The following is a 20,036-nucleotide window of genomic DNA, read 5'->3' as shown; positions in this document are numbered from 1 at the left end:
AGGGTCACTGTATAAAAAGCCATAGTGTGTTTATCAACAGGGACACCTCATGCTCGCTCAACTGTCTATCCATCACTACGCCATCGTCGATGCCCTCGATCTTGATTTTCGAAAGGGAATGACGGCCATTACCGGCGAAACCGGTGCCGGAAAGTCCATCTTGCTGGGTGCATTGGGGCTGTGCCTCGGCGACCGCGCTGATGCCGCCAATGTTCGCCACGGCGCCAAGCAGGCCGACATCAGCGCCCGCTTCGATATTCAAGCCCTACCCAGCGCGCGTGACTGGCTCTCAGAGCGAGAGCTTGACACCGAGGACTGCTTGATTCGGCGCGTAGTGACGACGTCCGGGCGCTCAAAGGCATGGATCAACGGCACGCCCTGCACGGCGTCGGATCTAAAGCAGCTTGGCGAGCATTTGATCGAAGTGCACGGCCAGCACGCGCACCACGCGCTAATGCGTGAGGAAACGCACCTGCGCCTGGTGGATGAGCTGGCCGGGCATCAGGACGATGTTTCGCGCCTCAAGGGCCTGCACCGTCAATGGCAATCCCTTCGTCGCGACATACGTGCGCGCCGAGAAAACAGCAGCGAGCGTGACGCGCGCCTGCAGCTTCTTCGCTACCAAGTGGAGGAGCTTGATGAGCTCGCATTGCAGGAGGGAGAACTGGGCCAGCTTGAGACTGAGCACACCAATCTCTCTCACGCCGAACAGTCCATTCAAACCACCCAACACGCACTCGATGAGTGTGGTGATGAACAGCATGGCGCCCTCACGCGACTGTCGAGCGCGCTGGGCCATCTGGGAACACTGCCCGACGCCCAGCGAAAAACGATCGAACCGATTCTCACAATGCTCGAGGAGGCTCGCATCCAGTTAAGCGAAGCCGTCAGCGATCTGGAGCATCATCAAAGTTCGATCGAACTGGACCCGACACGGCTCGCGTTCGTGGAAGAGCGCCTGAGCACGGCACACACCATCGCTCGCAAGCACTACGTCAATCCGGAAGAGCTGACCGGACTTCACGCGACGCTGGCGCATGAATTGAGTGAACTGGATGCAGGCCCGAGCGATCTTTCCGAGCTTGAGGAGCAGGCCCAGACCGTACGCGATGAGTGGCGCGCGCTTGCTGCAACTGTCAGTGATCGACGAGCAAAGGCAGCAATACAACTGACAGCCGATGTCGAGGCGCAGCTCAAGTTTCTCGGAATGGAGAAGGCGCGCTTCGAGGTCGCAGTGACCCCGCTTGAAAAACCCCAGCCGGAAGGGCTTGATCACGTTCAATTCTTGATGAGCGCAAACCCCGGACAACCCATGCGCCCGCTTCATAAAGTCGCCTCGGGCGGTGAGCTTTCACGCATCAGCCTGGCTATTCAGGTGGCGACCGCCACACACAGCAAAACACCGACACTGGTGTTTGACGAAGTGGACGTAGGCATTTCAGGCGCCACGGCCGAAATCGTCGGACAGCTCTTAAGAGAGCTTGGCGGGCGCGGCCAGGTCATGTGCGTTACCCATCTGCCCCAGGTGGCCGCTCAGGCGCATCAGCACCTGCACATTGAAAAGCAGGCCGATGAACATCAAACGCAGACCTCAATGCTTCTATTGGACCGACAGGGCCGCGTTCGCGAGCTGGCCAGGATGCTTGGCGGCGTACATCTATCCCAACAGACGCTGGCACATGCCCGGGAAATGCTCAAAAGCGGCCAGTCCGATCAACGCCACTGACTGACATACGGCGATTGACGCAGGCCGCTCGTTGTTTGAGCTCAAAAAAAAGAGCGCCACCCAATTGGGTCGCGCTCTTTTTTACTAAAGCGGCTGCGATCATCCTTTAGCGCCGATTCCCGCCCCCATCCTGGCGAGTCGCCTTTGAGCCCTTGGGCCGGACGTAAAGCACCAGCGCATGATCAACGAGCTCATAACCACGTTCATCGGCAAGCTCACGTTGACGACGCTCGATGTCGTCATCAAAAAACTCGACAACCTCACCGGTTTCAAGGCAAAGCATATGGTCGTGATGATCTTCCTGGGACATTTCGAAGACGGCATGGCCTCCATCAAAATTATGCCTTACCACAAGGCCCGCCGCTTCGAACTGAGTCAGAACACGATAAACCGTCGCAAGACCGACATCTTCGCCCTGATCCAGCAGCGATTTGTATACGTCTTCTGCACTCATGTGCAGGTCTTCTTCTCGGGTTGCCTCCAGTATCTGAAGGATCTTGACCCGTGGCAGGGTGACCTTGAGGCCTACCTTGCGTAACTCCTGGTTCCTGTCGGCCATAGTTCGCTCTTCGCAGTCGCTTGATGTATCAGGTATGATCGATGAAGGCAAACGATAAGGAAAGTCAGACGCAAATGCAAAAATCGATCCGATTAGTCACCTTTTGTTGCATTCTTGGTCTTCTTGGCGGGTGTAGCTGGTTCGGTGTCTACAAAAGAGACATCCCCCAAGGCAACCTGATCACTCAGGACATGGTACAACAGATTCACACCGGGATGAGTAAATCCCAGGTCGTCTATGTCATGGGTACACCGCTTCTGGAAGATCCGATGGGTAAGGATCAATGGGACTACGTCTATCGGGTCAAGAAGGCCGATGGCACCTCTACCCGCAAGCGCGTAACGCTTGATTTCCAGGGTGACACCGTTCAACGCGTACGCACAAGCGGCGACCTTGATGCCTCACCGAACGTTAACAACCAGCCACCAGCCTCAGAATCGGCGGCTGACCCTGAGTCGACCGTACTGGACCCCATACCGGGTACCGGCACACAGCCTTATCCAAACGACGACTAACGCCTTCACCCTTTCTTGTTGGCCCGAGCAATTCGGGCCTTTTTGGGATCACAGAGCAAGGGCCGGTAAACCTCTACCCGGTCGCCTTGTGCAACCACGTTATGCTCCGGCGCCCGAAGCTTTACTCCGAAGACACCGACCGGAGCATTCTCAAGCATGGTGCGCGTAAGGCCAGTCGCAGCCTCCTGATCCAACCCCGACTGAAGTACAGCCGCCCTCACCGTTGTACCGTGCTCAACGCGCAAGAGTTTCATGAACTGCTGCCCAGGTAAGGCATATACAACCTCAATCTCAACCGCTTGATCAGCCATAGACCTGGTTCGCTCGTTTAACGAAGGCATCAACCTGCTGCTTGGCAACCTGATGAAACAACCGCCCAAACGCCATGCCGATCAAGCGGTTCGAAAATTCGAAGTTGAGTTGAAATTCGACCTTGCAGGCGTTTTCCCCCATTTCCATGAAGCGCCAGCTCCCGGACAACTTCTTGAAAGGCCCATCTTCAAGCGACAGGTCGATCCTCGAGGGCGCATGCAGTGTATTACGGGTGGTAAAGCTCTGCTCGACACCACTTTTGGACAGAGTCAGTTTACCGACCCGATAATTGTCGCCCTCATCGACCACCGTCGCCTGACGACACCCAGGCAAAAATTCGGGGTAGCGCTCGATGTCATTGACCAGATCAAACATTTTCCGATCAGAGTGTTTAACGAGCGCCGACTGACTCACTGTTGGCATAACCTCTCCACTGACGGGGACGCACTTTCTGCGTATAATAGTGCGTCTTTCACATAGATGAATGACTTGAATGTTATCACGCTTTCCCGGTATCGCGGAGAGCACGCTATAAGGACATAGGGGTTCTATGGGCAAGAAAAAAGGAAACGCGCCCGGTGGCAACGTTATTGCCCAGAACAAAAAGGCTCGTCACGAATATCATATCCAGGAAACGTTCGAAGCAGGCCTCTCACTGGCAGGCTGGGAAGTCAAAAGCCTGCGAGCCGGCAAAGGCCAGCTCACGGACACCTATATTCTGGTTCGGCGTGGCGAAGCCTGGCTCATGGGCGCCAATATAACGCCAATAAGCACCACCAGTACGCATGAAGTCGCCGACCCGGCGCGCACTCGCAAGCTTCTATTGCACCGAAAAGAAATTGCCAAGATCTTTTCGCGCACCCAAGATAAGGGACACACCTGTGTACCCCTAAAACTGTATTGGAAAAACAACCTGGTAAAATGCGAACTGGCACTGGTACAGGGCAAGAAAGAGTACGATAAGCGCGCCACCGAGAAAGAACGCGACTGGAACCGCCAGAAAGCCCGGATCGTTAGAGAGCAACGCTAAAGCGTTGGCGTTCAACAAACTGCGGTGCTACCATCATCGATTACTTGGGGGCGATCTGGTCTCGACGCCGGTAGTAAGCCCTGAGGTGCATGCCGAGAGCGTAACGTATCTCGTAAATACCACGTTACTTTAAAATAGTCGCAAACGACGAAAACTACGCTCAGGGCGCACTGGCAGCTTAAACACTGCTAGTTGTTAGCCTGGCCCGGAAAGGATGTGCCTGTTCATCCTGGATGGGAGAAGAGCTCAGCTGACAGGACCGCGTTTGGCCTTGCCTTCGTGTCAAACGTTAAACATTAGAGGGATCGCGTAGCCTTATCCTGCCCGTCGGAGAAGGTGTCGCTAAATGAAAAGACGGATCTAAGCATGTAGAGCCAATGGGTAAGCGCCGGCGGACGCGGGTTCAATTCCCGCCGCCTCCACCAAGCGCCAAAGCCGCTGTCACCGACAGCGGCTTTTTTTTATGCCCAAAATCAAACGCTTGCAGCCAAACAAGCTCATAACGGCCGATATCTCGAAATAGCCGATAACACATGGATCAGCATGTTTTGGCATGGCTGGGGCAACATTTGAGGCAACTTTTTTCTGTGGTCAGAATGAGCTTACCCCACTCCTAACATGGGTATTTTGGCTTGCCAAAATCCGGCGTTAGAAATGCAAGGAATCGCAAGCGAATCTGCACCCCCAAAACCGCCATGCGCCCCATCAGTGGCGCGGCCTGAGGCCGATTGCGTGGGTGCAAGGAAACCGACCCATTTAGCGCGCAGGCGGGGCGGGGAGTCGACGGCGCGGCGGCAGTGCTCAGCAGCCATTGAGCATGGCACACGGACGCCAAAGCAAATTCCTAAAGGGGCAGTTTTACCTTCCAGGTTTGCGGTTTACCAGGATTGCTATTTGCCTTAGTGCTAAATAGAATGCTTTGGTAAGCGGTCACGTCCCTTGGTATTCACCAAGGGCGTTTTTGTCTCTGGCTGCTGTAGGAGGTCGTATGAATCAGACACTGAAAAAACAAGAGCGATTGGCTATTCCTCGGCGCCAAGTTGGCGAAACTGCCAAGGCCCGCCCGTGTCTAGGTGATCATGAAGCACAGACCAAAAAGGTTCGCCAGCACTCTTTTGCCCGCTATGAATCGGCCTATCGGGAGCTAGCTAAGGTCTGAGGTACATGCCAACTTGCGATTCAGACCCGCACGACGGGATTAGATACCTTCCTAGCGATCACATTATAAGCGTCAACAAGGAAATGTTGGCGCTTACCCCTCATGAGCCATTCGGTATACTTAATCAAAGCGGTTTGGATAGTGCCCAGTGCCGACCGGCTCAGTTCGCGTATTTCCAGCAGACCCATGATATTTTTACTCTTGCTGCAGTTCTTGGCGAAGCTTTGGTACAGAACCATTGCTTTATGAATGCCAATAAGCGGACTGCTGCGGGATGCGTCTATGAATTCCTTATGCTAAATGGCTGGGAGTTAACCGCGCCTGGGGATGACGTGGTTATCTTATGGGAAGGCGTTGCCATGCACGAGTACGAACTTGACGAGATTGCGGACTGGCTAGCCTATTGGTCTCGTGAATTTGATACGTCAAAGCTCAACGATTGATTTATTTTCTCCCTGCTCTGCTTTAGCCACTTGGTAAACGAAAACAAGTAAGCGGCTCGGATGCGTTGCAGATATTTTGATGACGCGGCGGCGGTGCTGACCGGCTCGACCGGGTGTGGATAAGCCAGACAACCAGGCATAAGAAAGCCACCCATCAGGGTGGCTTTGTCATTAGGCGCTTTCTCAACGGTTAGAAATGATCAGCTCTCCGCGAGGCGCGGTGTGCTCAAGTCCAACGGAGTACCGGAGCTGAGTGCGCTGAATGGTCAGCCCCTCGAATGCCTCGTGCATCTCTGGAATATCGTTGACGCTGATCACCACCTGGCCTTTGGCCTCACGCGCAAGCTTACCCATCAGGGCGTACTGCTCGAGACCGAACTCGATACCATAGCCGGCGGTGCCCCAATATGGCGGGTCGAGGTAAAGCAGTGTCTCATCACGATCGTAACGTCTGACGCATTCCTCCCAGGGCAACTGCTCGATCAACGTTCGACTGAGCCTCAGATGCGCCTCGCTCAGATCTTCCTCGAGCCGCAAAAGATTGAGCCGAGGCCGGCACGCCGCCGAAGTGCCAAACGACGGATTATCCGCCCGTGCGCCGAAGGCGGTCTTTTGTAGATAGAAGAACCGCGCGGCGCGCTGAATGTCGGTCAGCGTTTCCGGCGGCGTGCGCTTGAGGTCCAGAAACTCCTGCCGGCTGACCAGCGCCCATTTGAAATGGCGCAGAAGCTCCTCGAGATGGTGTTTAACCACCCGGTACAGGTTGACCAGTTCGCCGTTAGCGTCGTTGATCACCTCGACCGGCGAGGGCTCTTTCATGAAGTAAAGCGCCGCGCCGCCGCAAAACGGCTCGACGTAGGTTCGATGCGGCCCAAACAGCGGCAGGATCTGTTTGGCCAGCCGGCGTTTTCCACCCATCCAGGGCACGATCGGTTTTTGAGTGGCGTGTAAGCCCATAGTGCGACACCTGTCATTGGAGGCCAGCGATTCGATGGCCGGTTACTGTAGTGGTGTTGCAAGGCACTATTGATTGGCTCGGCTTACCGCCGAGCTCTTTTTTATGCGGCGTGGTCACTGCCGCCCAGCTCATACGGCCTAAACCGCACCACCTCTTCCCCGATCTGCTCGTTGATCTCCTCAAACACCGCCTGCAACGGTTCAAGCTCATTGGTCACGAACACCCGCGCGGCTTTCTCGATGTCACCGAACCCGCCGGTGTTATTCGGAATGATCCCCATCAGCTGAGGCGGCACTCGATGGCCGGCCAGCGTGTCGTCACGGGTGATGTTCTTGATGCCAGCGAACTCATCTTTCGCCGCCACTTCACTGATCGGAATGATCTGAACGCCGTCTTTTTTGCCGCCTGGGGAGTGCAGAAAGAGATTGCGGAAGTTGCCGACGCCCTTAGAATTCTTGAGGGCGTCGCGCATGGCGTCGATGTCTTCCTGATTCTGAGCGGCGTCGCTGACGTACATCACGAAGCCCGCGTGGCTGCCGTTCAAGTAGTAGCGGCGGCGAAACAGCGTGGCGTTCTCGTTGAGCATGATCGACTGCAGCGCGCCCAGATAATCCGGCACCCCGTAGATTTCCTGGTTGATGTCCGGCTCGAGCAGATGAATCACCGCATCGCGCTCAAACTCGACCGGCTGCTGCCAATCCGTGACCCACCAGAATTGACCAGGCTCGGTGCCGCGGCGCACGTACTTGGCCCGCGCCGGACGCAACCCGATCACGCGGCCCAGCTGGCCGTGGATGCGCTCGAGGTAGGCGTTCCCGAACACCAGGTAATCCGTTACCAGCTCGCGAAAGGCCTGCCGGCCAAGCAACGGGTGTGGAATGAACGAACGGCTCAGGATGTTGCGCTTCACTTGAAGGCCCGACCCATGATGGGCCGTGGCTCGATACATCTTGGCCAGCGCCGGCAGATCGATCGGCGGCTCGTACCAGCGCGCGGTCAGCATCCAGCAGCCGGTGTAGAGGAAATCGGCCAGGTCGGTCACCGGGACCGGCTCACCGAACGAAAACGCCTCGGCATGGGCCGGGGCCGGCGTCGGCGCGGGCACCAGATTGGCGTCTGAAAAGGTCGCCGGCAGGCGCAGGCGAGGCTTATCGGGTGAAAGGGTCATTCGTAGAGCTCCATGATCGAGCCACCGCGCTCGCCCTCGGCGAGTACGTCGATGGGCTCATTGCTGAGGGCGTGCATGGTGGCCCACGCAAGGTCGGCGTGGCCGGTTCGAGCGTTGCGCCCGGCGGAATAGGTGAACTGGCGGCCGCTGGCCGTCAGCTCGCGACGGATCGAGGTAAACGACTGCGCGATGATAATGTCGCGGGCATCGAACTCGAGTCGGCCGCGGTCGATGATGTGCTGCGCCTGACGGACCAATGCTGCCTTGCTGTCGGGGGTATAGCGGTGCCGGGTGACGCGCGGGAACCACTTCGCGACCAGCTGCGCCACCGCATCGCCCATGCCATTGATGTCGATGCCGATGTACTGGACGTTATAGCGCCGGGCGACCTCCTGGATGTAGTCGGCCTGGGCCTCGTAGTCGTGCCCCTTGATCCGATGCTGCTCGAGGATGCGGTGGCGATCGTTGCGGTGCGCCGCCGGCGCGAGTACAACCAGCCCGGCGCCGTCGCTGTTTTCCCCATCCCCTGCCGGGTCGTAGCCGAGCCACACCGGTTGATTACCGAACGGCCGCGCGGCAAACGGTTTCCAGTCGCGCCACAAATCCCAGCTGTCGACCATGCAGCGCTGCATGCTCATCATCGGGAAGGCACTTTGCGAGTCGTCGACGAACTCACACATCAGCAGATTGGCGAACTCGTCATCGCTGTACTCGAGCCGCAGTTGGTCAAGATCGAACAGATCACAGCCGCCGGCGATGGCGTCCTCGATGGTCACGATCTGACGCCACTGCCCATCGGCGCAGTGGGCGCCGGCAACCAGCGCCGAATGGCTTACATCGATCTCGACGCGGTCGTCTTTTCGGCGGCGCTTGTTGAACCGCTCGCCGGTCCAGAATGGATAGGCCTCGTGGGCTACCGATGACGGCGTCGAGAAGTAGGTCTGCTTCCACTTCTTGTGCATCGCCATGCCCGAGGTGACCTTGCGGAACTGCTCGAAGCCGTTGATCCAGAAGTACTCATCAAGGTAGGTATCGCCGTGGTAGCCCTGGGCGGTCTTAGCGTTGGTGCCGAGAAAATGAAGCTCCGCGCCGTTGGCCAACACGATCGGGTCGCCCTTGAGCTCGACGCCGGTGGTCTCCTTGACGAACTGAACGATGTAGTTGCGGAAGATGTGGGCCTGGGCTTTTGACGCCGACATGAAAATCTTGTTCTTGCCCGTCTCCAGCGCGTCGGCGATGGCCTCGCGGGCGAAGTACCAGGTCGCGCCGATCTGGCGCGACTTCAACAGGTTGCGAATGCGCTCATGCTGTCCGGCGCGGTACCAGTGGCGCTGGTATAGAAACAGCGAGGCCTCGAACGCCTCGACGATCTGGATCACACCTTCCTCGCCGACGTCATTGCGGGCGGGCTTTTTCTTCTCGCCGGCGTTGCGTCGGTCGATGTTCGGGTTGAGGTCCGACTCCTTGCCACTGCCCTGGTACTTGTGCACCCGGGCCAATCGCTCGATCTGCCGACCCAGCAGATCGATCTCCTTGAAGTCGCGACCTTCCTTCTGTTCCTTGCCGATCAGCTGCACCAGCCGCGCCTCGAGCGCGCCTTCGACCCGCTCGGTCGGGCTGGCCTTGTCCCAGCCATCGCGCTTTTTCCAGCTCGACACCGTCCCGGCCGGCAAATCCAGAAACTCGGCAATGCGGCCGATGCGCCAGCCCATCCAATACAGGTGGCGCGCGGCGAACCGGGTGGCGTCGGTGGCATCCAGCGACGCATCGAGCACGGCGGGTGTTTGATCGGTCACGGTCATGGCAAATCAGGCACTTGGAAACGATGCGCCCAGCCTACCGACGTCCCGAGGACCTATATCGGGCCACGGCTTGTGAACCGCCGCTTTACAACGCCCGCGCGTTGAGAAGGCCCGCTGATCCAGTGACCCTGACGTCCATACAGCAGTTACCCGCTCCGACCGACTGTAAAGGACACACGCATGGACTGGTTCCGCATCGCGACCGAAGGCGCCACCACCGACGGCCGCACCATCAGCCGCCACTGGCTGGAACAGATGGCCGCCAATTTCGACCCACAAAAATACGGCTGCCGCGTCAATCTCGAACACATTCGCGGTGTGCTGCCGGACAGCCCCTTCAAGAGCTACGGCGATGTAACGGCGCTCAAAACCGAGGAAGACGACGCCGGCAAGCTCCAACTGCTGGCCCAGATCGACCCGACCGAGGAACTCAAGGCGCTGAACCAGGCGCGCCAGAAGGTCTACACCTCGATGGAAGTCGATCCCGACTTCGCCGGCAGCGGCGAAGCCTACCTGGTCGGCCTGGCCGTGACCGACTCCCCCGCCTCGCTCGGTACCGAAATGCTCGCCTTCAGCGCACAGGCCGGCGACAAGTCGCCGCTCACGGCCAAGAAGCAAAAGCCCGAGAACCTGTTTACCGCGGCAGTTGAGACCGACTTCGGCTTCGAGCACATCCCGCCCAAGGGCCCGACGCTCGCTGAGCGCGTCAAAACGATGTTCAAGCGCCAGCGGGAAGAAACCCACGGCAACTTCGCCGCCCTGCGTGACGATCTCGAGCAGACCATGGGCCTGTTCGTCGCTGAGAACACCCGCTTAAGCGCCGAGCTAGAAACGCGCCCCTCGGCGGAGCAGTTCCAAGCGCTGAAAGCGGAGCACGATCAGCTCAAGACCGCCTTCGATCAGCTCTACGCCACGCTCGATAGCACGCCCCGACATCCGCCCCGCACACCGGCTACCGGCGGCGACGGCACCCTCGAAACCGACTGCTGAGACCCACTCTTTATGCGCAATGACACACGACAACAGTTCAACCAGTTCGCCAGCCAAGTGGCGAAACTCAACGGGGTGCCCGACGCGACGCAGAAGTTCGCGGTGGAGCCCTCGATTCAGCAGCGCCTGGAAAAGCGCGTTCAGGAGTCCAGTGACTTTCTGAGCCGCATCAACTTCATCGGTGTGGATGAGCTCAAGGGCGAGAAGCTGAAGCTCGGCATCTCTGGCCCGATCGCCGCGCGCACCGACGTCGCCAACCGCGAGCGTTCGACCCGAGACCTCGCCACGCTGGATGCCCAGGGCTACGAGTGCCGGATGACCGAGTTCGACACCCATATCGGCTACGCCAAGCTGGACGCCTGGGCCAAGTTCCCCAACTTCCAGGCCATGATCCGCGACGCCATCGTGCGTCAGCAGGCACTCGACCGACTGATGATCGGCTTCAACGGCACCTCGGCGGCAAAGCAGACCGACCCGGCGGCCAACCCGCTGCTGCAGGACGTCAACATCGGCTGGCTTCAGCACTACCGCGATCAGGCGCCCGAGCGCGTGATGAAAGACGGCAAGACCGCCGGCAAGATCGTCATCGACCCGACCAAGACCACCGATGCCGACGGCAACACCGAGCTGGTCGGCGATTACGCCACGCTCGATGCCCTGGTCTATGACGCGGTCAATGGTTTGATCGAACCGTGGTACCGCTCGGCACCGGGCATGGTCGTGATCGTCGGGCGCAGCCTGATGTCGGACAAGTACTTCCCGCTGCTCAACCAGAACCTTCCCAGTGAGCAGATGGCGGCCGATCTGGTTATCAGCCAAAAGCGCATCGGCGGCCTGCAGGGCATGGACGTTCCGTACTTCCCCGACAACGCCATCATGATCACACCGCTCGATAACCTCTCGATCTACTGGCAAAACGGCGCCCGCCGGCGTCACGTGGCCGAAAACCCCAAGCGCAACCGCATCGAGAACTTCGAGTCCTCCAACGACGCCTACGTCGTCGAAGACTTCGAAGCCGGCTGCCTGATCGAGAACATCGAAATGTCACCGGCCGCGCTGCACGGCTAGTCAAAGGACCGACCATGACTTCGCTCGCAAAACGCCACTACCAACGGGTCTCGGCCGCGCAAGCGGCCCGGACGACCGGCGACGAACCGATGCACGGCGACGCCTTTCACCTGATGCACGCCAAACTGCTCGAAGACTACCGCCGCCTCAAGTCGGTGCAGTCGGTCGAGCGCAAGATTCAGCTGAAGCGCGAGCTGCTGCCTAACTACGGGGACTACGTCGCCGGCGTGCTCGAGGCCGGGCGCGGGGCCGAAGACGAGGTGCTGATGCGCGTCATGCTCTGGCGCATCGACGTCGGCGACATCGACGGCGCCTTGCCGATCGCTCGCTACGCCTTGCAGTACGGGCTCGACCCGGGCGAGCAGTTCCAGCGCTCGACCCCGGCGATTCTCGCCGAGGAAGCCGCCGACCAGGCGCTGGCGCTTCAGGAGGATGACGATCACCTACTCGACGCATTGATCGAGATCGAGCGGCTGACGGGGGACGCCGACATGCACGACCCGATCCGCGCCAAGCTGCACAAGGCGCTCGGCAACGGCCACCGTGCCCGGGGCGAGCTGACCGAGGCCCTGCCGCATTACCAGCGCGCCCTCGAGCTCAACGACCGCGTCGGCGTGAAAAAGGACATCGAGCGCGTCGAGCGTGCGCTCAAACAGACCTCAGGCCCCAACGCCTGATACCGAGTCGACCCGCGACGCCAGGGGGCACGGTGAGAACGCAAGGCCAGCGGCCGATCGCTGCCTCGCCGTCCACCCCCTGATTTAAAAGGACCGCCCATGAGCAGCTTCGTCGCCACCGGCAACACCCGCGCCACGCCCCTCGAGCCGATCGCCAACAACGGCTTCTGGCCAGCCATCGACCCCGCCGACTTCCGAGACCGCCATAGAGTCGATGGCACGGTTACACCAGCCAGGCTCGACGACGTGCTGCTGACCGCGATCGCCACCACCAACCGCGTGCTGCGCCATTGGCAGTTCGATCAGATCGAGACCGGGTATCTGCACATCGATGCGGTACCGACCCCGAGCTGGCAGCCACCGAGCATCTACCCCGACCTCTATCGGCGTGCGGTCTACGCCGAGGCCCATGCGCAGTTGCTCGAGCGCTACCGGGATTACGACGCCACAGCCAGCACCCGTGATCGGGGCGACCTGCACGATCAGACCGCAGACCGCTTCCGCCGCGACGCTCACTGGGCAATCAGCGAGATCACCGGGCGCGGGCACGTCACCGTGGAGCTGATCTGATGGCGACCGTGCGCACGATCCAGGGCGATACCGTTGACCGGATTTGTTACCGCCACCTCGGCAGCACCGCCGCCGTGACGGCCGTCTACGCCTTGAACCCCGGTCTTTGCGAGCGGGGGCCAGTACTGCCGACCGGCACCGAGGTTCGGCTGCCCGTGCCGGAAGCCGCACCGCGAACGCCGACCCATTCATCCATCCAGCTGTGGGACTGACCATGTCCAATGATCTGCACATCACGACCGAAGCCGCCAAGCTCGCGCCGCCGGCGGTGGTCTCCGCGCTGCACTGGGGCGGCATGACCCCGAGTTCCTGGGTCACGGTGCTGACGCTCCTGTATCTGGCGCTCCAGCTCGGGCTGCTCGTACCCAAGTACGTCGAGGCCATTCGCACCTGGTGGCACCGCCGCCCGGGAGGCGATGCATGAAGCGCCCCGGCCGCATCGGTGCCGGCGCCATCGGGGCCATTCTCGGGGGTGCGATGTCACTGTCGATCCAGGTGGTGAGCTTCTTCGAGGGCACCTCGCTCGAGGCCTATCCCGATCCGGTCGGCATTCCGACCATCTGCACCGGCCATACCGGCCCCACCGTCAAACTGCATCAGACCAAGACGCCCGAAGAGTGCGAGGCCCTGCTTCAAGGCGATCTCGGTCGGGCGTTCGACGCCATCGATGCCCGCGTCGCTCCCGACATCAACCGCACGCTGCCGCCGACGCGGCGGGCGGCGCTGGCCTCGTTCATCTTCAACGTCGGGGAAGGCGCCTTCGAGCAGTCGACCCTACTGGCACGGCTGAACGCGGGCCAAACCAAAGCGGCCTGCGATCAGCTCTCGCGCTGGGTCTACGCCGACGGGCGCAAGCTTGCCGGACTGATCCGGCGCCGGGCGGCGGAACGGGAGCTGTGCCTGATCGGAGTCGAACGATGACCCGCCTGAGCGTTTACGCCCTCGGTGTGGTTGTCATCCTCGGCGGTGGCTGGCTGCTGTGGGAGCGCGGTAACGCCGCGATAGAGCGCGCCGACCGGATTGCGCTGGAGCGCGACGCCGCACAACAGGAAAGCCAGCGCCGGCAGGTCGTGATCGACGCCCTGTGGGATAACGCCCAGCGCCTTGACGCCCAGCGCACCGCGCTTGCCGAACAGCAGAGCGAGCTTGAGCGCACTGCCTCCAACCGCCTCGACCAGATCAGGGAGCTGCAACGTGATAACGATGAGATCCGCGACTGGGCCGGCACTCGCCTGCCTGATGCTGTTATCCGGCTGCGCCGCCACGACGCCCTCACCGGTGCCGACGCTTATCGTCAATCGCTGCGCGACGCCGAACCCGTGCACGCTGCCGGCCAGTCACCCGACCACCAACGGTGAGCTGCATCTGCAGCTCGAGCGCACCGAAGCGGCCTGGGCGCAGTGCGCCGCCGAGGTCGATGCCGTGATCGCCTGCCACGAGGCCGCCCGATGAAAAAACTCACCGCGCTGCGCCAGTACCTGATCGACGCCGTGCCCCATCTGCAACGCGACCCCGACGGACTGCTGACGTTTGTGGAAGACGGCACTATCGAATTTTCCGCCGGCCCGACCCTCTCCCATGGCTACACCTTCACTGCGCAGCTGGTGCTGACCGACTTCGCCGACGACGTCGACACCGTGATGGTTCCGCTGCTCGACTGGCTCGCGGTCTACCAGCCGGACCTGGCACCCGCCGAGGCGGTCAGGTTCGAAGCCGAGGTGCTCAGCAACAGCGCGGTCGATCTCGCCCTGCGCGTCCAGCTTACCGAGCGTGTGATCGCGAAAAAGGACTGCGATACCGGGAAAATCTCCGTGGAGCACCGCATGCCGCGCTTTGACGTCGACACCTGCGGCCCGCGCCGCTGGCAACTCATGGCGGAAGACCACCACCTGAGCGGCTACGCAGCCCCGGAGTCAACCGATGCCGGATGATCTACAGCGCCTCGAGGACTGGGCCGCGCCGCTGCTCGCCAAGCTGGATGCCAAGGAACGTCGACGCCTCGCCCGGTCGGTGGCCACCGATCTACGCCGCGCCCAACGCGAGCGCATCAAGGCCCAGAAGAACCCCGACGGCACATCCTATGCCCCGCGTAAAAGCCGCGATCAACAGGGCACCATCCGGCGCCGAGCCATGTTTGGCAAACTGCGCACCGCCAAATACCTCAAGATCCGCACCAGCCCCCACGGTGCCGAGATCGGCTTTTTCGGCCGGGTGGCCAGCATCGCCAAGACGCACCAGTTTGGCCTGCGCGACCGCGTCAGCCGCACCGGCCCGCGCGTGCAGTACGAACAGCGCGAGCTGCTCGGCTTTACCGAGCACGACCACACGCTGCTGCGCGACACCCTGCTCGATCACTTGAACGACGGCTTGTAGCGCTCGCCTTTACAACGCCCACCGCTCGCACTCATCGCTCCGGCCGTCGACGATAACCGCATTACCACTGACCGCCCGGAGCGTGAATGCACCCCGTCGAACTCGCCCGACTTCTCCAGAACCTGATTCGCCTTGGCAACGTGGCCAAGGTCGATCACGCCGCCGTACGCGTACGGGTCCAGTGCGGCGCACTGCTGACCGACTGGGTGCCGTGGCTGGAAGCCCGCGCTGGCGCGACTCGAAGCTGGAACCCGCCGACCGTGGGCGAGCAGGTCGTGCTGCTCTCGCCCGGCGGTGAGCTTCGCGGTGCGGTGGTGCTGTGCGCGGTAAACAGCAACGCCTGTCCAGCCCCGACCAATACCCCGACCCTGACCCACTGGCGCATGCCGGATGGCGCGGTGCTCGAGTACGACCACGACGCCCATCACCTGCGCGCTGATCTACCCGGCTCGGCCTCGATCACCGCTCCCAAGGGCATGATCGTGACCGGACCGGTCACGATCGAAGGCACGCTGCACGTGACGAAGGCCATCACCACACCTGCCGACGTCACCGCCGCCGGCATCAGCCTGGTCAACCACAAAACAACCGGTGTGAAGTCTGGCTCCGACAAATCAGGGCCGCCGGCATGAGCGGCATGAACCGAACCACCGGGGCAGCGCTCTCAGGCGTAGAGCACATTCGCCAAAGCGTGGCCGACATCCTGACCACGCCGATCGGCTCACGCGTCATGCGCCGTGAGTACGGCTCGCTGCTGCCCGATCTGATCGACCAGCCGCTCAACGGGGCCACCGCGCTGCGGGCGTATTCAGCGACCGTGGTCGCGTTGATGAAGTGGGAACCGCGCCTTCGCATCACCCAGGTGCAGCGCACCGTCGACACTGACCGTCCCGGCCGGTTGCTGCTGACCATTACCGGCAAGCGCGTCGACACTGGTGACGCCATCGATTTTACGGTGCCCTTGCGAGGTGACGCATGAGCAGCCCCATCGATCTCTCCCAGCTGCCAGCGCCCGACGTAGTCGAAACCCTCGATTTCGAGACCCTGCTTGATGAGCGCAAGGCGCGTCTGATCGCGCTTTACCCGGAGGACGAACGCGCCGACATCACCGCCCGGCTTGCGCTCGAGTCCGAACCAATCACCAAGCTGCTCGAGGAAAATGCCTACCGGGAAGTGGTACTGCGTCAGCGCATCAACGAGGCGGCCCGGGCCGTCATGTTGGCCTTTGCCGGCGACACGGACCTCGACCAGCTCGCGGCGAACGTCAACGTCACCCGGCTGACGATTACCCCGGGCAATCCTGACGCGGTGCCGCCGGTACCGCCGACCTATGAGAGCAACACCGCCCTGCGCCTGCGTGCCCAGCGGGCGTTCGAGGGCCTGAGCGTGGCCGGACCGACCGGCGCCTACGTCTTTCACGCACTCTCTGCCGACGGTCGAGTGGCGGACGCCACTGCGATCAGCCCGAGCCCGGCGGTCGCAGTGGTCACGATTCTGGCTCAGGCCGGCACCGGGGAAGCGCCCCAGCCGCTGCTCGACGTCGTCGAGGCCGCCCTTTCCGCCGAAGACGTACGCCCGGTGGGCGATCGCCTGACCGTGCAATCGGCCGAGATCGTCGACTACGCGATCGACGCCACCCTCTATCTCTACCCGGGACCTGAGCAAGAACCGATTCTTTCAGCGGCGCGGGCCAAGGCCCAGACCTACATCACCGAGCAGCGCCGGCTCGGCCGCGACATTCGTCTCTCGGCCATCTATGCCGCGCTCCACGTCGAGGGTGTGCAGCGGGTCGAGCTGACGTCTCCGGTCAGCGATGTGGTGCTGGACGATACCCAGGCATCGCACTGTACCTCAGTGACGGTGAGCGTAGGGGGTACGGATGAGTGAGCTACTGCCCCCGAATGCCACCACGCTCGAGCTACGGGCCGCTGAGGCGCTGGCCGACCTCGAACAGACGCCGGTACCGCTGCGCACGCTGTGGAACCCGGACACCTGCCCCGCACGGCTGCTGCCGTACCTGGCGTGGGCGTTCTCGGTCGACCGCTGGGACACCGCCTGGAGTGAGGCCGCCAAGCGCGGCGTGGTGCGCGCGGCGTTCTACGTACATCAGCACAAGGGCACGATCTCAGCGCTTCGCCGGGTGGTCGAGCCGCTCGGCTACCTGCTCGACGTCGAGGAGTGGTGGCAGCAGTCGCCCGAGGGCGAGCCGGGCACGTTCGCGCTGCGTATTGGCGTCCTCGAGCATGGCATTACCGATGCCATGTACACCGAGCTTACCCGGCTGATCAGTGACGCCAAACCGCTCACCCGCCACATCACCGGCCTCGATCTGCTCGGCGAGACGCGGGGGCCGCTCTACGTCGGCGCGGCCGTGCACGATGGCGACACCACCACCGTCTACCCCTATTCCCCCGAGTTCATCGTCTCGCGCGGGCCGCTCTATCACGCGGCTCTGCTCGAAGCGTTCGACACCACCACGATCTACCCCATGAGTGAGACGCCATGAGCCAGTTTTTCACACTGCTGACGACCACCGGTCAGGGGCTGCTGGCCAACGCCATCGCCTACGGTGAGCCGCTGACCATTGCCGAGCTTGCCATCGGTGACGGGGGCGGCACGCTACCGTCGCCCGACGCCTCGGTCACGCGCCTGGTCAACGAAGTTCGGCGCGGCCCGATCAATCAGACCACCACCGACCCCGATAACCCGAACTGGACCGTGGTCGAGCAGGTACTGCCGCCGGATGTAGGCGGCTGGACGATCCGCGAGGTCGGCCTTTATGACACCGACGGCAACCTGATTGCCTACGGCAACTACCCCGAGACCTACAAGCCGCAACTGAGCGAAGGCAGCGCCCGAACCCAGACCATCCGCTTCGTGATGGAAGTCACCGACACCAGTGCGGTGACGCTCAAGATCGACCCCAGCGTGGTCATGGCCTCGCGCCAGTACGTCGATGATCGTGTCGACAGACACGTCGATGCCACGGCGGCACATACAGCCAGCCAGATCGCGCTCGATAAGGTGCTGTCGGTGTTCGGCCAAACCGTGACCACCGTGCAAGGCGTGCTCGCCGCACTCGGCAGTGCCTCCAGAATCGATGTGGCCACACAGGATGACGTCAACGACGGCGTCGGCGAGAAAGCCGTCACCGCGCAGAAACTGCGTTACGGGTTCGTGTTTACTCCCGGTCGGGATGGGTTCATCGGCTTCCCGACCTGGCTGGGCGGGCTGGTGCTTCAGTGGGGCTACATCAACACCCAGGCGGTCAAAAGCATCAGTTGGCCGACCGCATTTCCGCGCGATGTGTTCGCGGTCGCGGGCCTCGGCGCGGATGAGGAAGGCGTGCAAGGCGCGCACGTCTTTTACGGGCTCACCCCGAACGGGGCCAAAGTGAATAACTCGAGAGCGATCCGCTGGATCGCGGTGGGATGGTAATCATGCAGATGTACTACAGCGCAACGGAAAACGCCTTTTACCATCCGGCCATGAACAAACTGCCGGACGACGCCATTGCCCTCGACGGCAACACGTACCGCACCCTGCGAGACGGGTTAGCCGACGGCAAGACGCTGAGCATCGAAAACGGCGTGCCGGTATTGAAGGCGCAAGCCGTAGCCGACCGACGCCAGGCGGCACTGGATGCCATCGACGCGGCCGCAGACAAGGCCCGCGCAGCCGACCGCTCCATCGGGCAGTATCTCGACGCCGAATACCGGCTGGTGCAGGCCGCGCTCGAGCAGTGGCGAGCGCGAGACAGTGACGATGCCCCGGTGCCGCTCGCGATACAGGACTGGGCCGACGCTCAGGGCATCACGCCGAATAAGGCCGCCGAGCAGATCGCCGAGGCCGCCGCACGTGCCGAGGAATTACTACAGGCCGTGCGCCGCACCCGGCTGGCCGGTAAAGCCGCAATCCGCTACGCCAGTGATGATGACGATTTCATGGAAGTGGCGCGGCCATGTATCGATCAATTCGAAGCACTGGCAACACTCACTGGCGCCTGAATCTCAACCAGCCTGGAAGCCCCGGTTTGCTGAGATCTTAGATTCCATAAAAAGAATTGAATTTTTTAATCGATTTTTCGTAATTGTCTTTCATGGCAATATATTGACGAAAATCACTTTTGATGCCATCAATAATTAGTGAGGAATTAAACATAGGGTAACTAGGCAAACCACTAATTCTTTTTAATTTGAAATTATTGTAAGCACCTATTAAGTCGCCGCTATTGTCATTTGAAGAAAACCACTTATCAAAGCCGGACCTAACATAGAAATCTTTAAGCCCTTTATCTGAAATCACAACTGTAGCTTTTTGGTTTTCGGATATTTCTTTTATTAGATTGGCTGCATAACCCTTACCTCTATACATTGGGGGAGTATAGAGCAAGCGAATTCTGCAAAAAGTACGGTCATAATAATCATGAACAACTGCCATTGAGAGGGGATGCTCAAGATCGTTTGAGTATATACCCACGACTTTAGCATAACCCTTAAGATAATTGGTTTTTATATATCCCGTATAATTTGCGAGCCCCTCCCCAGGAAATAGTGGTTTCTTATCAAAGATATTACTAACGACGCCTGATATATAAATAGGCCAGAGTCTTTTGACCTCGATCATACAACTTACCTTAATCAGCTATTAACACTCCAACTAATATAGCGTGCGGTTTTGTAATGT

The 20,036-nt window shown here is 60.7% G+C and carries 28 protein-coding genes, 1 other RNA gene and 1 pseudogene; 23 read left to right on the top strand and 7 right to left on the bottom strand.

Annotation, left to right across the window (positions count from 1 at the left end; translation table 11 throughout):
* The first annotated feature begins 49 nt into the window (after window positions 1-49).
* Window positions 50-1,726 (top strand): DNA repair protein RecN, encoded by a 1,677-nt coding sequence (gene recN / locus NAT49_RS13470; RefSeq protein ID WP_251595067.1) that lies wholly within the window; start codon window positions 50-52, stop codon window positions 1,724-1,726.
* Window positions 1,727-1,832: 106 nt separating this feature from the next.
* On the opposite strand, the gene fur is transcribed toward recN, so the two are convergent.
* Window positions 1,833-2,285 carry a ferric iron uptake transcriptional regulator gene (gene fur, locus NAT49_RS13465; protein ID WP_251595066.1) on the bottom strand — a complete coding sequence of 151 codons (453 nt, stop codon included), beginning with the start codon at window positions 2,283-2,285 and terminating at the stop codon, window positions 1,833-1,835.
* Window positions 2,286-2,326: 41 nt separating this feature from the next.
* Here fur and NAT49_RS13460 point away from each other — a divergent pair, with 41 nt between their 5' ends.
* Complete coding sequence (locus tag NAT49_RS13460; RefSeq protein ID WP_251595064.1) at window positions 2,327-2,800, top strand: outer membrane protein assembly factor BamE; 474 nt, start codon at window positions 2,327-2,329, stop codon at window positions 2,798-2,800.
* Between the two features lie 5 nt (window positions 2,801-2,805).
* Here the strand turns inward: NAT49_RS13460 and NAT49_RS13455 are convergent, their stop codons facing one another.
* Window positions 2,806-3,111, bottom strand: a complete 306-nt coding sequence (locus NAT49_RS13455; RefSeq protein WP_285836145.1) for an RnfH family protein — start codon at window positions 3,109-3,111, stop codon at window positions 2,806-2,808.
* Window positions 3,104-3,535 carry a type II toxin-antitoxin system RatA family toxin gene (locus NAT49_RS13450; RefSeq protein ID WP_251595060.1) on the bottom strand — a complete coding sequence of 144 codons (432 nt, stop codon included), beginning with the start codon at window positions 3,533-3,535 and terminating at the stop codon, window positions 3,104-3,106. The genes NAT49_RS13455 and NAT49_RS13450 overlap by 8 nt, the downstream gene beginning before the upstream one ends.
* A gap of 127 nt (window positions 3,536-3,662) precedes the next feature.
* Between NAT49_RS13450 and smpB the strand changes: the two genes are divergently transcribed.
* From smpB to NAT49_RS13430, 4 genes are all read left to right on the top strand, one after another.
* Entirely contained in the window at window positions 3,663-4,142 is a 480-nt protein-coding gene (smpB, locus tag NAT49_RS13445; RefSeq protein WP_251595058.1) for an SsrA-binding protein SmpB, read from the top strand.
* A gap of 46 nt (window positions 4,143-4,188) precedes the next feature.
* Window positions 4,189-4,567, top strand: a transfer-messenger RNA (tmRNA) gene (ssrA, locus tag NAT49_RS13440).
* Between the two features lie 563 nt (window positions 4,568-5,130).
* Window positions 5,131-5,301, top strand: coding sequence for a hypothetical protein (locus tag NAT49_RS13435; protein ID WP_251595056.1), 171 nt, complete (start codon window positions 5,131-5,133; stop codon window positions 5,299-5,301).
* Between the two features lie 5 nt (window positions 5,302-5,306).
* Entirely contained in the window at window positions 5,307-5,744 is a 438-nt protein-coding gene (locus NAT49_RS13430; protein ID WP_285836144.1) for a type II toxin-antitoxin system death-on-curing family toxin, read from the top strand.
* A 183-nt stretch (window positions 5,745-5,927) separates the two neighbouring features.
* On the opposite strand, the gene NAT49_RS13425 is transcribed toward NAT49_RS13430, so the two are convergent.
* From NAT49_RS13425 to NAT49_RS13415, 3 genes are all read right to left on the bottom strand, one after another.
* Window positions 5,928-6,701: a DNA adenine methylase gene (locus NAT49_RS13425; RefSeq protein WP_251595052.1), complete on the bottom strand. Its 774-nt coding sequence runs from the start codon at window positions 6,699-6,701 to the stop codon at window positions 5,928-5,930.
* Between the two features lie 101 nt (window positions 6,702-6,802).
* Window positions 6,803-7,870 (bottom strand): phage portal protein, encoded by a 1,068-nt coding sequence (locus NAT49_RS13420; protein ID WP_251595050.1) that lies wholly within the window; start codon window positions 7,868-7,870, stop codon window positions 6,803-6,805.
* Window positions 7,867-9,672: a terminase large subunit domain-containing protein gene (locus NAT49_RS13415; RefSeq protein WP_251595048.1), complete on the bottom strand. Its 1,806-nt coding sequence runs from the start codon at window positions 9,670-9,672 to the stop codon at window positions 7,867-7,869. The genes NAT49_RS13420 and NAT49_RS13415 overlap by 4 nt, the downstream gene beginning before the upstream one ends.
* Window positions 9,673-9,852: 180 nt before the next feature.
* Between NAT49_RS13415 and NAT49_RS13410 the strand changes: the two genes are divergently transcribed.
* The 17 genes and pseudogenes from NAT49_RS13410 (at window position 9,853) to NAT49_RS13335 (ending at window position 19,357) form a co-directional block, all read left to right on the top strand.
* The gene (locus NAT49_RS13410; RefSeq protein ID WP_251595046.1) at window positions 9,853-10,662 is read left to right on the top strand and encodes a GPO family capsid scaffolding protein; all 810 of its coding nucleotides are present in this window, start codon (window positions 9,853-9,855) and stop codon (window positions 10,660-10,662) included.
* Between the two features lie 12 nt (window positions 10,663-10,674).
* Window positions 10,675-11,730 carry a phage major capsid protein, P2 family gene (locus NAT49_RS13405; RefSeq protein WP_251595044.1) on the top strand — a complete coding sequence of 352 codons (1,056 nt, stop codon included), beginning with the start codon at window positions 10,675-10,677 and terminating at the stop codon, window positions 11,728-11,730.
* A 14-nt stretch (window positions 11,731-11,744) separates the two neighbouring features.
* Window positions 11,745-12,407 carry a phage terminase small subunit gene (gene gpM / locus NAT49_RS13400; protein WP_251595042.1) on the top strand — a complete coding sequence of 221 codons (663 nt, stop codon included), beginning with the start codon at window positions 11,745-11,747 and terminating at the stop codon, window positions 12,405-12,407.
* Window positions 12,408-12,506: 99 nt separating this feature from the next.
* Window positions 12,507-12,977 carry a head completion/stabilization protein gene (locus tag NAT49_RS13395; protein WP_251595040.1) on the top strand — a complete coding sequence of 157 codons (471 nt, stop codon included), beginning with the start codon at window positions 12,507-12,509 and terminating at the stop codon, window positions 12,975-12,977.
* An 8-nt stretch (window positions 12,978-12,985) separates the two neighbouring features.
* Complete coding sequence (locus NAT49_RS13390) at window positions 12,986-13,189, top strand: tail protein X (protein ID WP_349773781.1); 204 nt, start codon at window positions 12,986-12,988, stop codon at window positions 13,187-13,189.
* Window positions 13,190-13,191: 2 nt separating this feature from the next.
* Window positions 13,192-13,401, top strand: a complete 210-nt coding sequence (locus tag NAT49_RS13385) for a hypothetical protein (protein WP_251595036.1) — start codon at window positions 13,192-13,194, stop codon at window positions 13,399-13,401.
* Window positions 13,398-13,898, top strand: a complete 501-nt coding sequence (locus NAT49_RS13380; RefSeq protein ID WP_251595034.1) for a lysozyme — start codon at window positions 13,398-13,400, stop codon at window positions 13,896-13,898. The genes NAT49_RS13385 and NAT49_RS13380 overlap by 4 nt, the downstream gene beginning before the upstream one ends.
* A pseudogene (gene lysB, locus NAT49_RS13375) lies at window positions 13,895-14,299 on the top strand (Rz-like lysis system protein LysB); the annotation flags it as partial. The gene NAT49_RS13380 and the pseudogene lysB, both read left to right, overlap by 4 nt.
* Window positions 14,181-14,429, top strand: coding sequence for an Rz1-like lysis system protein LysC (lysC, locus tag NAT49_RS15095; protein ID WP_432806151.1), 249 nt, complete (start codon window positions 14,181-14,183; stop codon window positions 14,427-14,429). The pseudogene lysB and the gene lysC, both read left to right, overlap by 119 nt.
* The gene (locus NAT49_RS13370; RefSeq protein ID WP_251595030.1) at window positions 14,426-14,908 is read left to right on the top strand and encodes a phage tail protein; all 483 of its coding nucleotides are present in this window, start codon (window positions 14,426-14,428) and stop codon (window positions 14,906-14,908) included. Before lysC ends, NAT49_RS13370 begins: the two co-directional genes overlap by 4 nt.
* Window positions 14,898-15,350, top strand: a complete 453-nt coding sequence (locus NAT49_RS13365) for a phage virion morphogenesis protein (protein ID WP_251595029.1) — start codon at window positions 14,898-14,900, stop codon at window positions 15,348-15,350. The genes NAT49_RS13370 and NAT49_RS13365 overlap by 11 nt, the downstream gene beginning before the upstream one ends.
* 86 nt (window positions 15,351-15,436) lie before the next feature.
* Complete coding sequence (locus tag NAT49_RS13360; protein ID WP_251595026.1) at window positions 15,437-15,982, top strand: phage baseplate assembly protein V; 546 nt, start codon at window positions 15,437-15,439, stop codon at window positions 15,980-15,982.
* A gap of 5 nt (window positions 15,983-15,987) precedes the next feature.
* The gene (locus NAT49_RS13355) at window positions 15,988-16,329 is read left to right on the top strand and encodes a GPW/gp25 family protein (RefSeq protein ID WP_251595024.1); all 342 of its coding nucleotides are present in this window, start codon (window positions 15,988-15,990) and stop codon (window positions 16,327-16,329) included.
* Window positions 16,326-17,237 carry a baseplate assembly protein gene (locus NAT49_RS13350; protein WP_251595022.1) on the top strand — a complete coding sequence of 304 codons (912 nt, stop codon included), beginning with the start codon at window positions 16,326-16,328 and terminating at the stop codon, window positions 17,235-17,237. The genes NAT49_RS13355 and NAT49_RS13350 overlap by 4 nt, the downstream gene beginning before the upstream one ends.
* Window positions 17,230-17,856, top strand: a complete 627-nt coding sequence (locus NAT49_RS13345; protein ID WP_251595020.1) for a phage tail protein I — start codon at window positions 17,230-17,232, stop codon at window positions 17,854-17,856. The genes NAT49_RS13350 and NAT49_RS13345 overlap by 8 nt, the downstream gene beginning before the upstream one ends.
* The gene (locus NAT49_RS13340; protein ID WP_251595018.1) at window positions 17,853-18,788 is read left to right on the top strand and encodes a phage tail protein; all 936 of its coding nucleotides are present in this window, start codon (window positions 17,853-17,855) and stop codon (window positions 18,786-18,788) included. The genes NAT49_RS13345 and NAT49_RS13340 overlap by 4 nt, the downstream gene beginning before the upstream one ends.
* A gap of 2 nt (window positions 18,789-18,790) precedes the next feature.
* Window positions 18,791-19,357 carry a hypothetical protein gene (locus NAT49_RS13335; protein ID WP_251595016.1) on the top strand — a complete coding sequence of 189 codons (567 nt, stop codon included), beginning with the start codon at window positions 18,791-18,793 and terminating at the stop codon, window positions 19,355-19,357.
* Between the two features lie 37 nt (window positions 19,358-19,394).
* On the opposite strand, the gene NAT49_RS13330 is transcribed toward NAT49_RS13335, so the two are convergent.
* On the bottom strand, window positions 19,395-19,976 hold the full coding sequence (locus NAT49_RS13330; RefSeq protein WP_251595014.1) for a GNAT family N-acetyltransferase: 582 nt from the start codon (window positions 19,974-19,976) through the stop codon (window positions 19,395-19,397).
* Window positions 19,977-20,036: the final 60 nt, after the last annotated feature.

The sequence above is a fragment of the Larsenimonas suaedae genome, assembly GCF_023712105.1.
GTDB classification, from domain to species: domain Bacteria; phylum Pseudomonadota; class Gammaproteobacteria; order Pseudomonadales; family Halomonadaceae; genus Larsenimonas; species Larsenimonas suaedae.
The sequence above is the reverse complement of the archived record's forward strand: the minus strand, read 5'-3'. Positions and strand labels throughout refer to the sequence as shown.

Bases quoted from the DNA above. Each gene is read 5' to 3' on its own strand.
- recN (WP_251595067.1), top strand. From the start codon at position 50: ATGCTCGCTCAACTGTCTATCCATCACTACGCCATCGTCGATGCCCTC.
- fur (WP_251595066.1), bottom strand. From the start codon at position 2,285: ATGGCCGACAGGAACCAGGAGTTACGCAAGGTAGGCCTCAAGGTCACC.
- NAT49_RS13460 (WP_251595064.1), top strand. From the start codon at position 2,327: ATGAAGGCAAACGATAAGGAAAGTCAGACGCAAATGCAAAAATCGATC.
- NAT49_RS13455 (WP_285836145.1), bottom strand. From the start codon at position 3,111: ATGGCTGATCAAGCGGTTGAGATTGAGGTTGTATATGCCTTACCTGGG.
- NAT49_RS13450 (WP_251595060.1), bottom strand. From the start codon at position 3,535: ATGCCAACAGTGAGTCAGTCGGCGCTCGTTAAACACTCTGATCGGAAA.
- smpB (WP_251595058.1), top strand. From the start codon at position 3,663: ATGGGCAAGAAAAAAGGAAACGCGCCCGGTGGCAACGTTATTGCCCAG.
- NAT49_RS13435 (WP_251595056.1), top strand. From the start codon at position 5,131: ATGAATCAGACACTGAAAAAACAAGAGCGATTGGCTATTCCTCGGCGC.
- NAT49_RS13430 (WP_285836144.1), top strand. From the start codon at position 5,307: ATGCCAACTTGCGATTCAGACCCGCACGACGGGATTAGATACCTTCCT.
- NAT49_RS13425 (WP_251595052.1), bottom strand. From the start codon at position 6,701: ATGGGCTTACACGCCACTCAAAAACCGATCGTGCCCTGGATGGGTGGA.
- NAT49_RS13420 (WP_251595050.1), bottom strand. From the start codon at position 7,870: ATGACCCTTTCACCCGATAAGCCTCGCCTGCGCCTGCCGGCGACCTTT.
- NAT49_RS13415 (WP_251595048.1), bottom strand. From the start codon at position 9,672: ATGACCGTGACCGATCAAACACCCGCCGTGCTCGATGCGTCGCTGGAT.
- NAT49_RS13410 (WP_251595046.1), top strand. From the start codon at position 9,853: ATGGACTGGTTCCGCATCGCGACCGAAGGCGCCACCACCGACGGCCGC.
- NAT49_RS13405 (WP_251595044.1), top strand. From the start codon at position 10,675: ATGCGCAATGACACACGACAACAGTTCAACCAGTTCGCCAGCCAAGTG.
- gpM (WP_251595042.1), top strand. From the start codon at position 11,745: ATGACTTCGCTCGCAAAACGCCACTACCAACGGGTCTCGGCCGCGCAA.
- NAT49_RS13395 (WP_251595040.1), top strand. From the start codon at position 12,507: ATGAGCAGCTTCGTCGCCACCGGCAACACCCGCGCCACGCCCCTCGAG.
- NAT49_RS13385 (WP_251595036.1), top strand. From the start codon at position 13,192: ATGTCCAATGATCTGCACATCACGACCGAAGCCGCCAAGCTCGCGCCG.
- NAT49_RS13380 (WP_251595034.1), top strand. From the start codon at position 13,398: ATGAAGCGCCCCGGCCGCATCGGTGCCGGCGCCATCGGGGCCATTCTC.
- lysC (WP_432806151.1), top strand. From the start codon at position 14,181: ATGAGATCCGCGACTGGGCCGGCACTCGCCTGCCTGATGCTGTTATCC.
- NAT49_RS13370 (WP_251595030.1), top strand. From the start codon at position 14,426: ATGAAAAAACTCACCGCGCTGCGCCAGTACCTGATCGACGCCGTGCCC.
- NAT49_RS13365 (WP_251595029.1), top strand. From the start codon at position 14,898: ATGCCGGATGATCTACAGCGCCTCGAGGACTGGGCCGCGCCGCTGCTC.
- NAT49_RS13360 (WP_251595026.1), top strand. From the start codon at position 15,437: ATGCACCCCGTCGAACTCGCCCGACTTCTCCAGAACCTGATTCGCCTT.
- NAT49_RS13355 (WP_251595024.1), top strand. From the start codon at position 15,988: ATGAACCGAACCACCGGGGCAGCGCTCTCAGGCGTAGAGCACATTCGC.
- NAT49_RS13350 (WP_251595022.1), top strand. From the start codon at position 16,326: ATGAGCAGCCCCATCGATCTCTCCCAGCTGCCAGCGCCCGACGTAGTC.
- NAT49_RS13345 (WP_251595020.1), top strand. From the start codon at position 17,230: ATGAGTGAGCTACTGCCCCCGAATGCCACCACGCTCGAGCTACGGGCC.
- NAT49_RS13340 (WP_251595018.1), top strand. From the start codon at position 17,853: ATGAGCCAGTTTTTCACACTGCTGACGACCACCGGTCAGGGGCTGCTG.
- NAT49_RS13335 (WP_251595016.1), top strand. From the start codon at position 18,791: ATGCAGATGTACTACAGCGCAACGGAAAACGCCTTTTACCATCCGGCC.
- NAT49_RS13330 (WP_251595014.1), bottom strand. From the start codon at position 19,976: ATGATCGAGGTCAAAAGACTCTGGCCTATTTATATATCAGGCGTCGTT.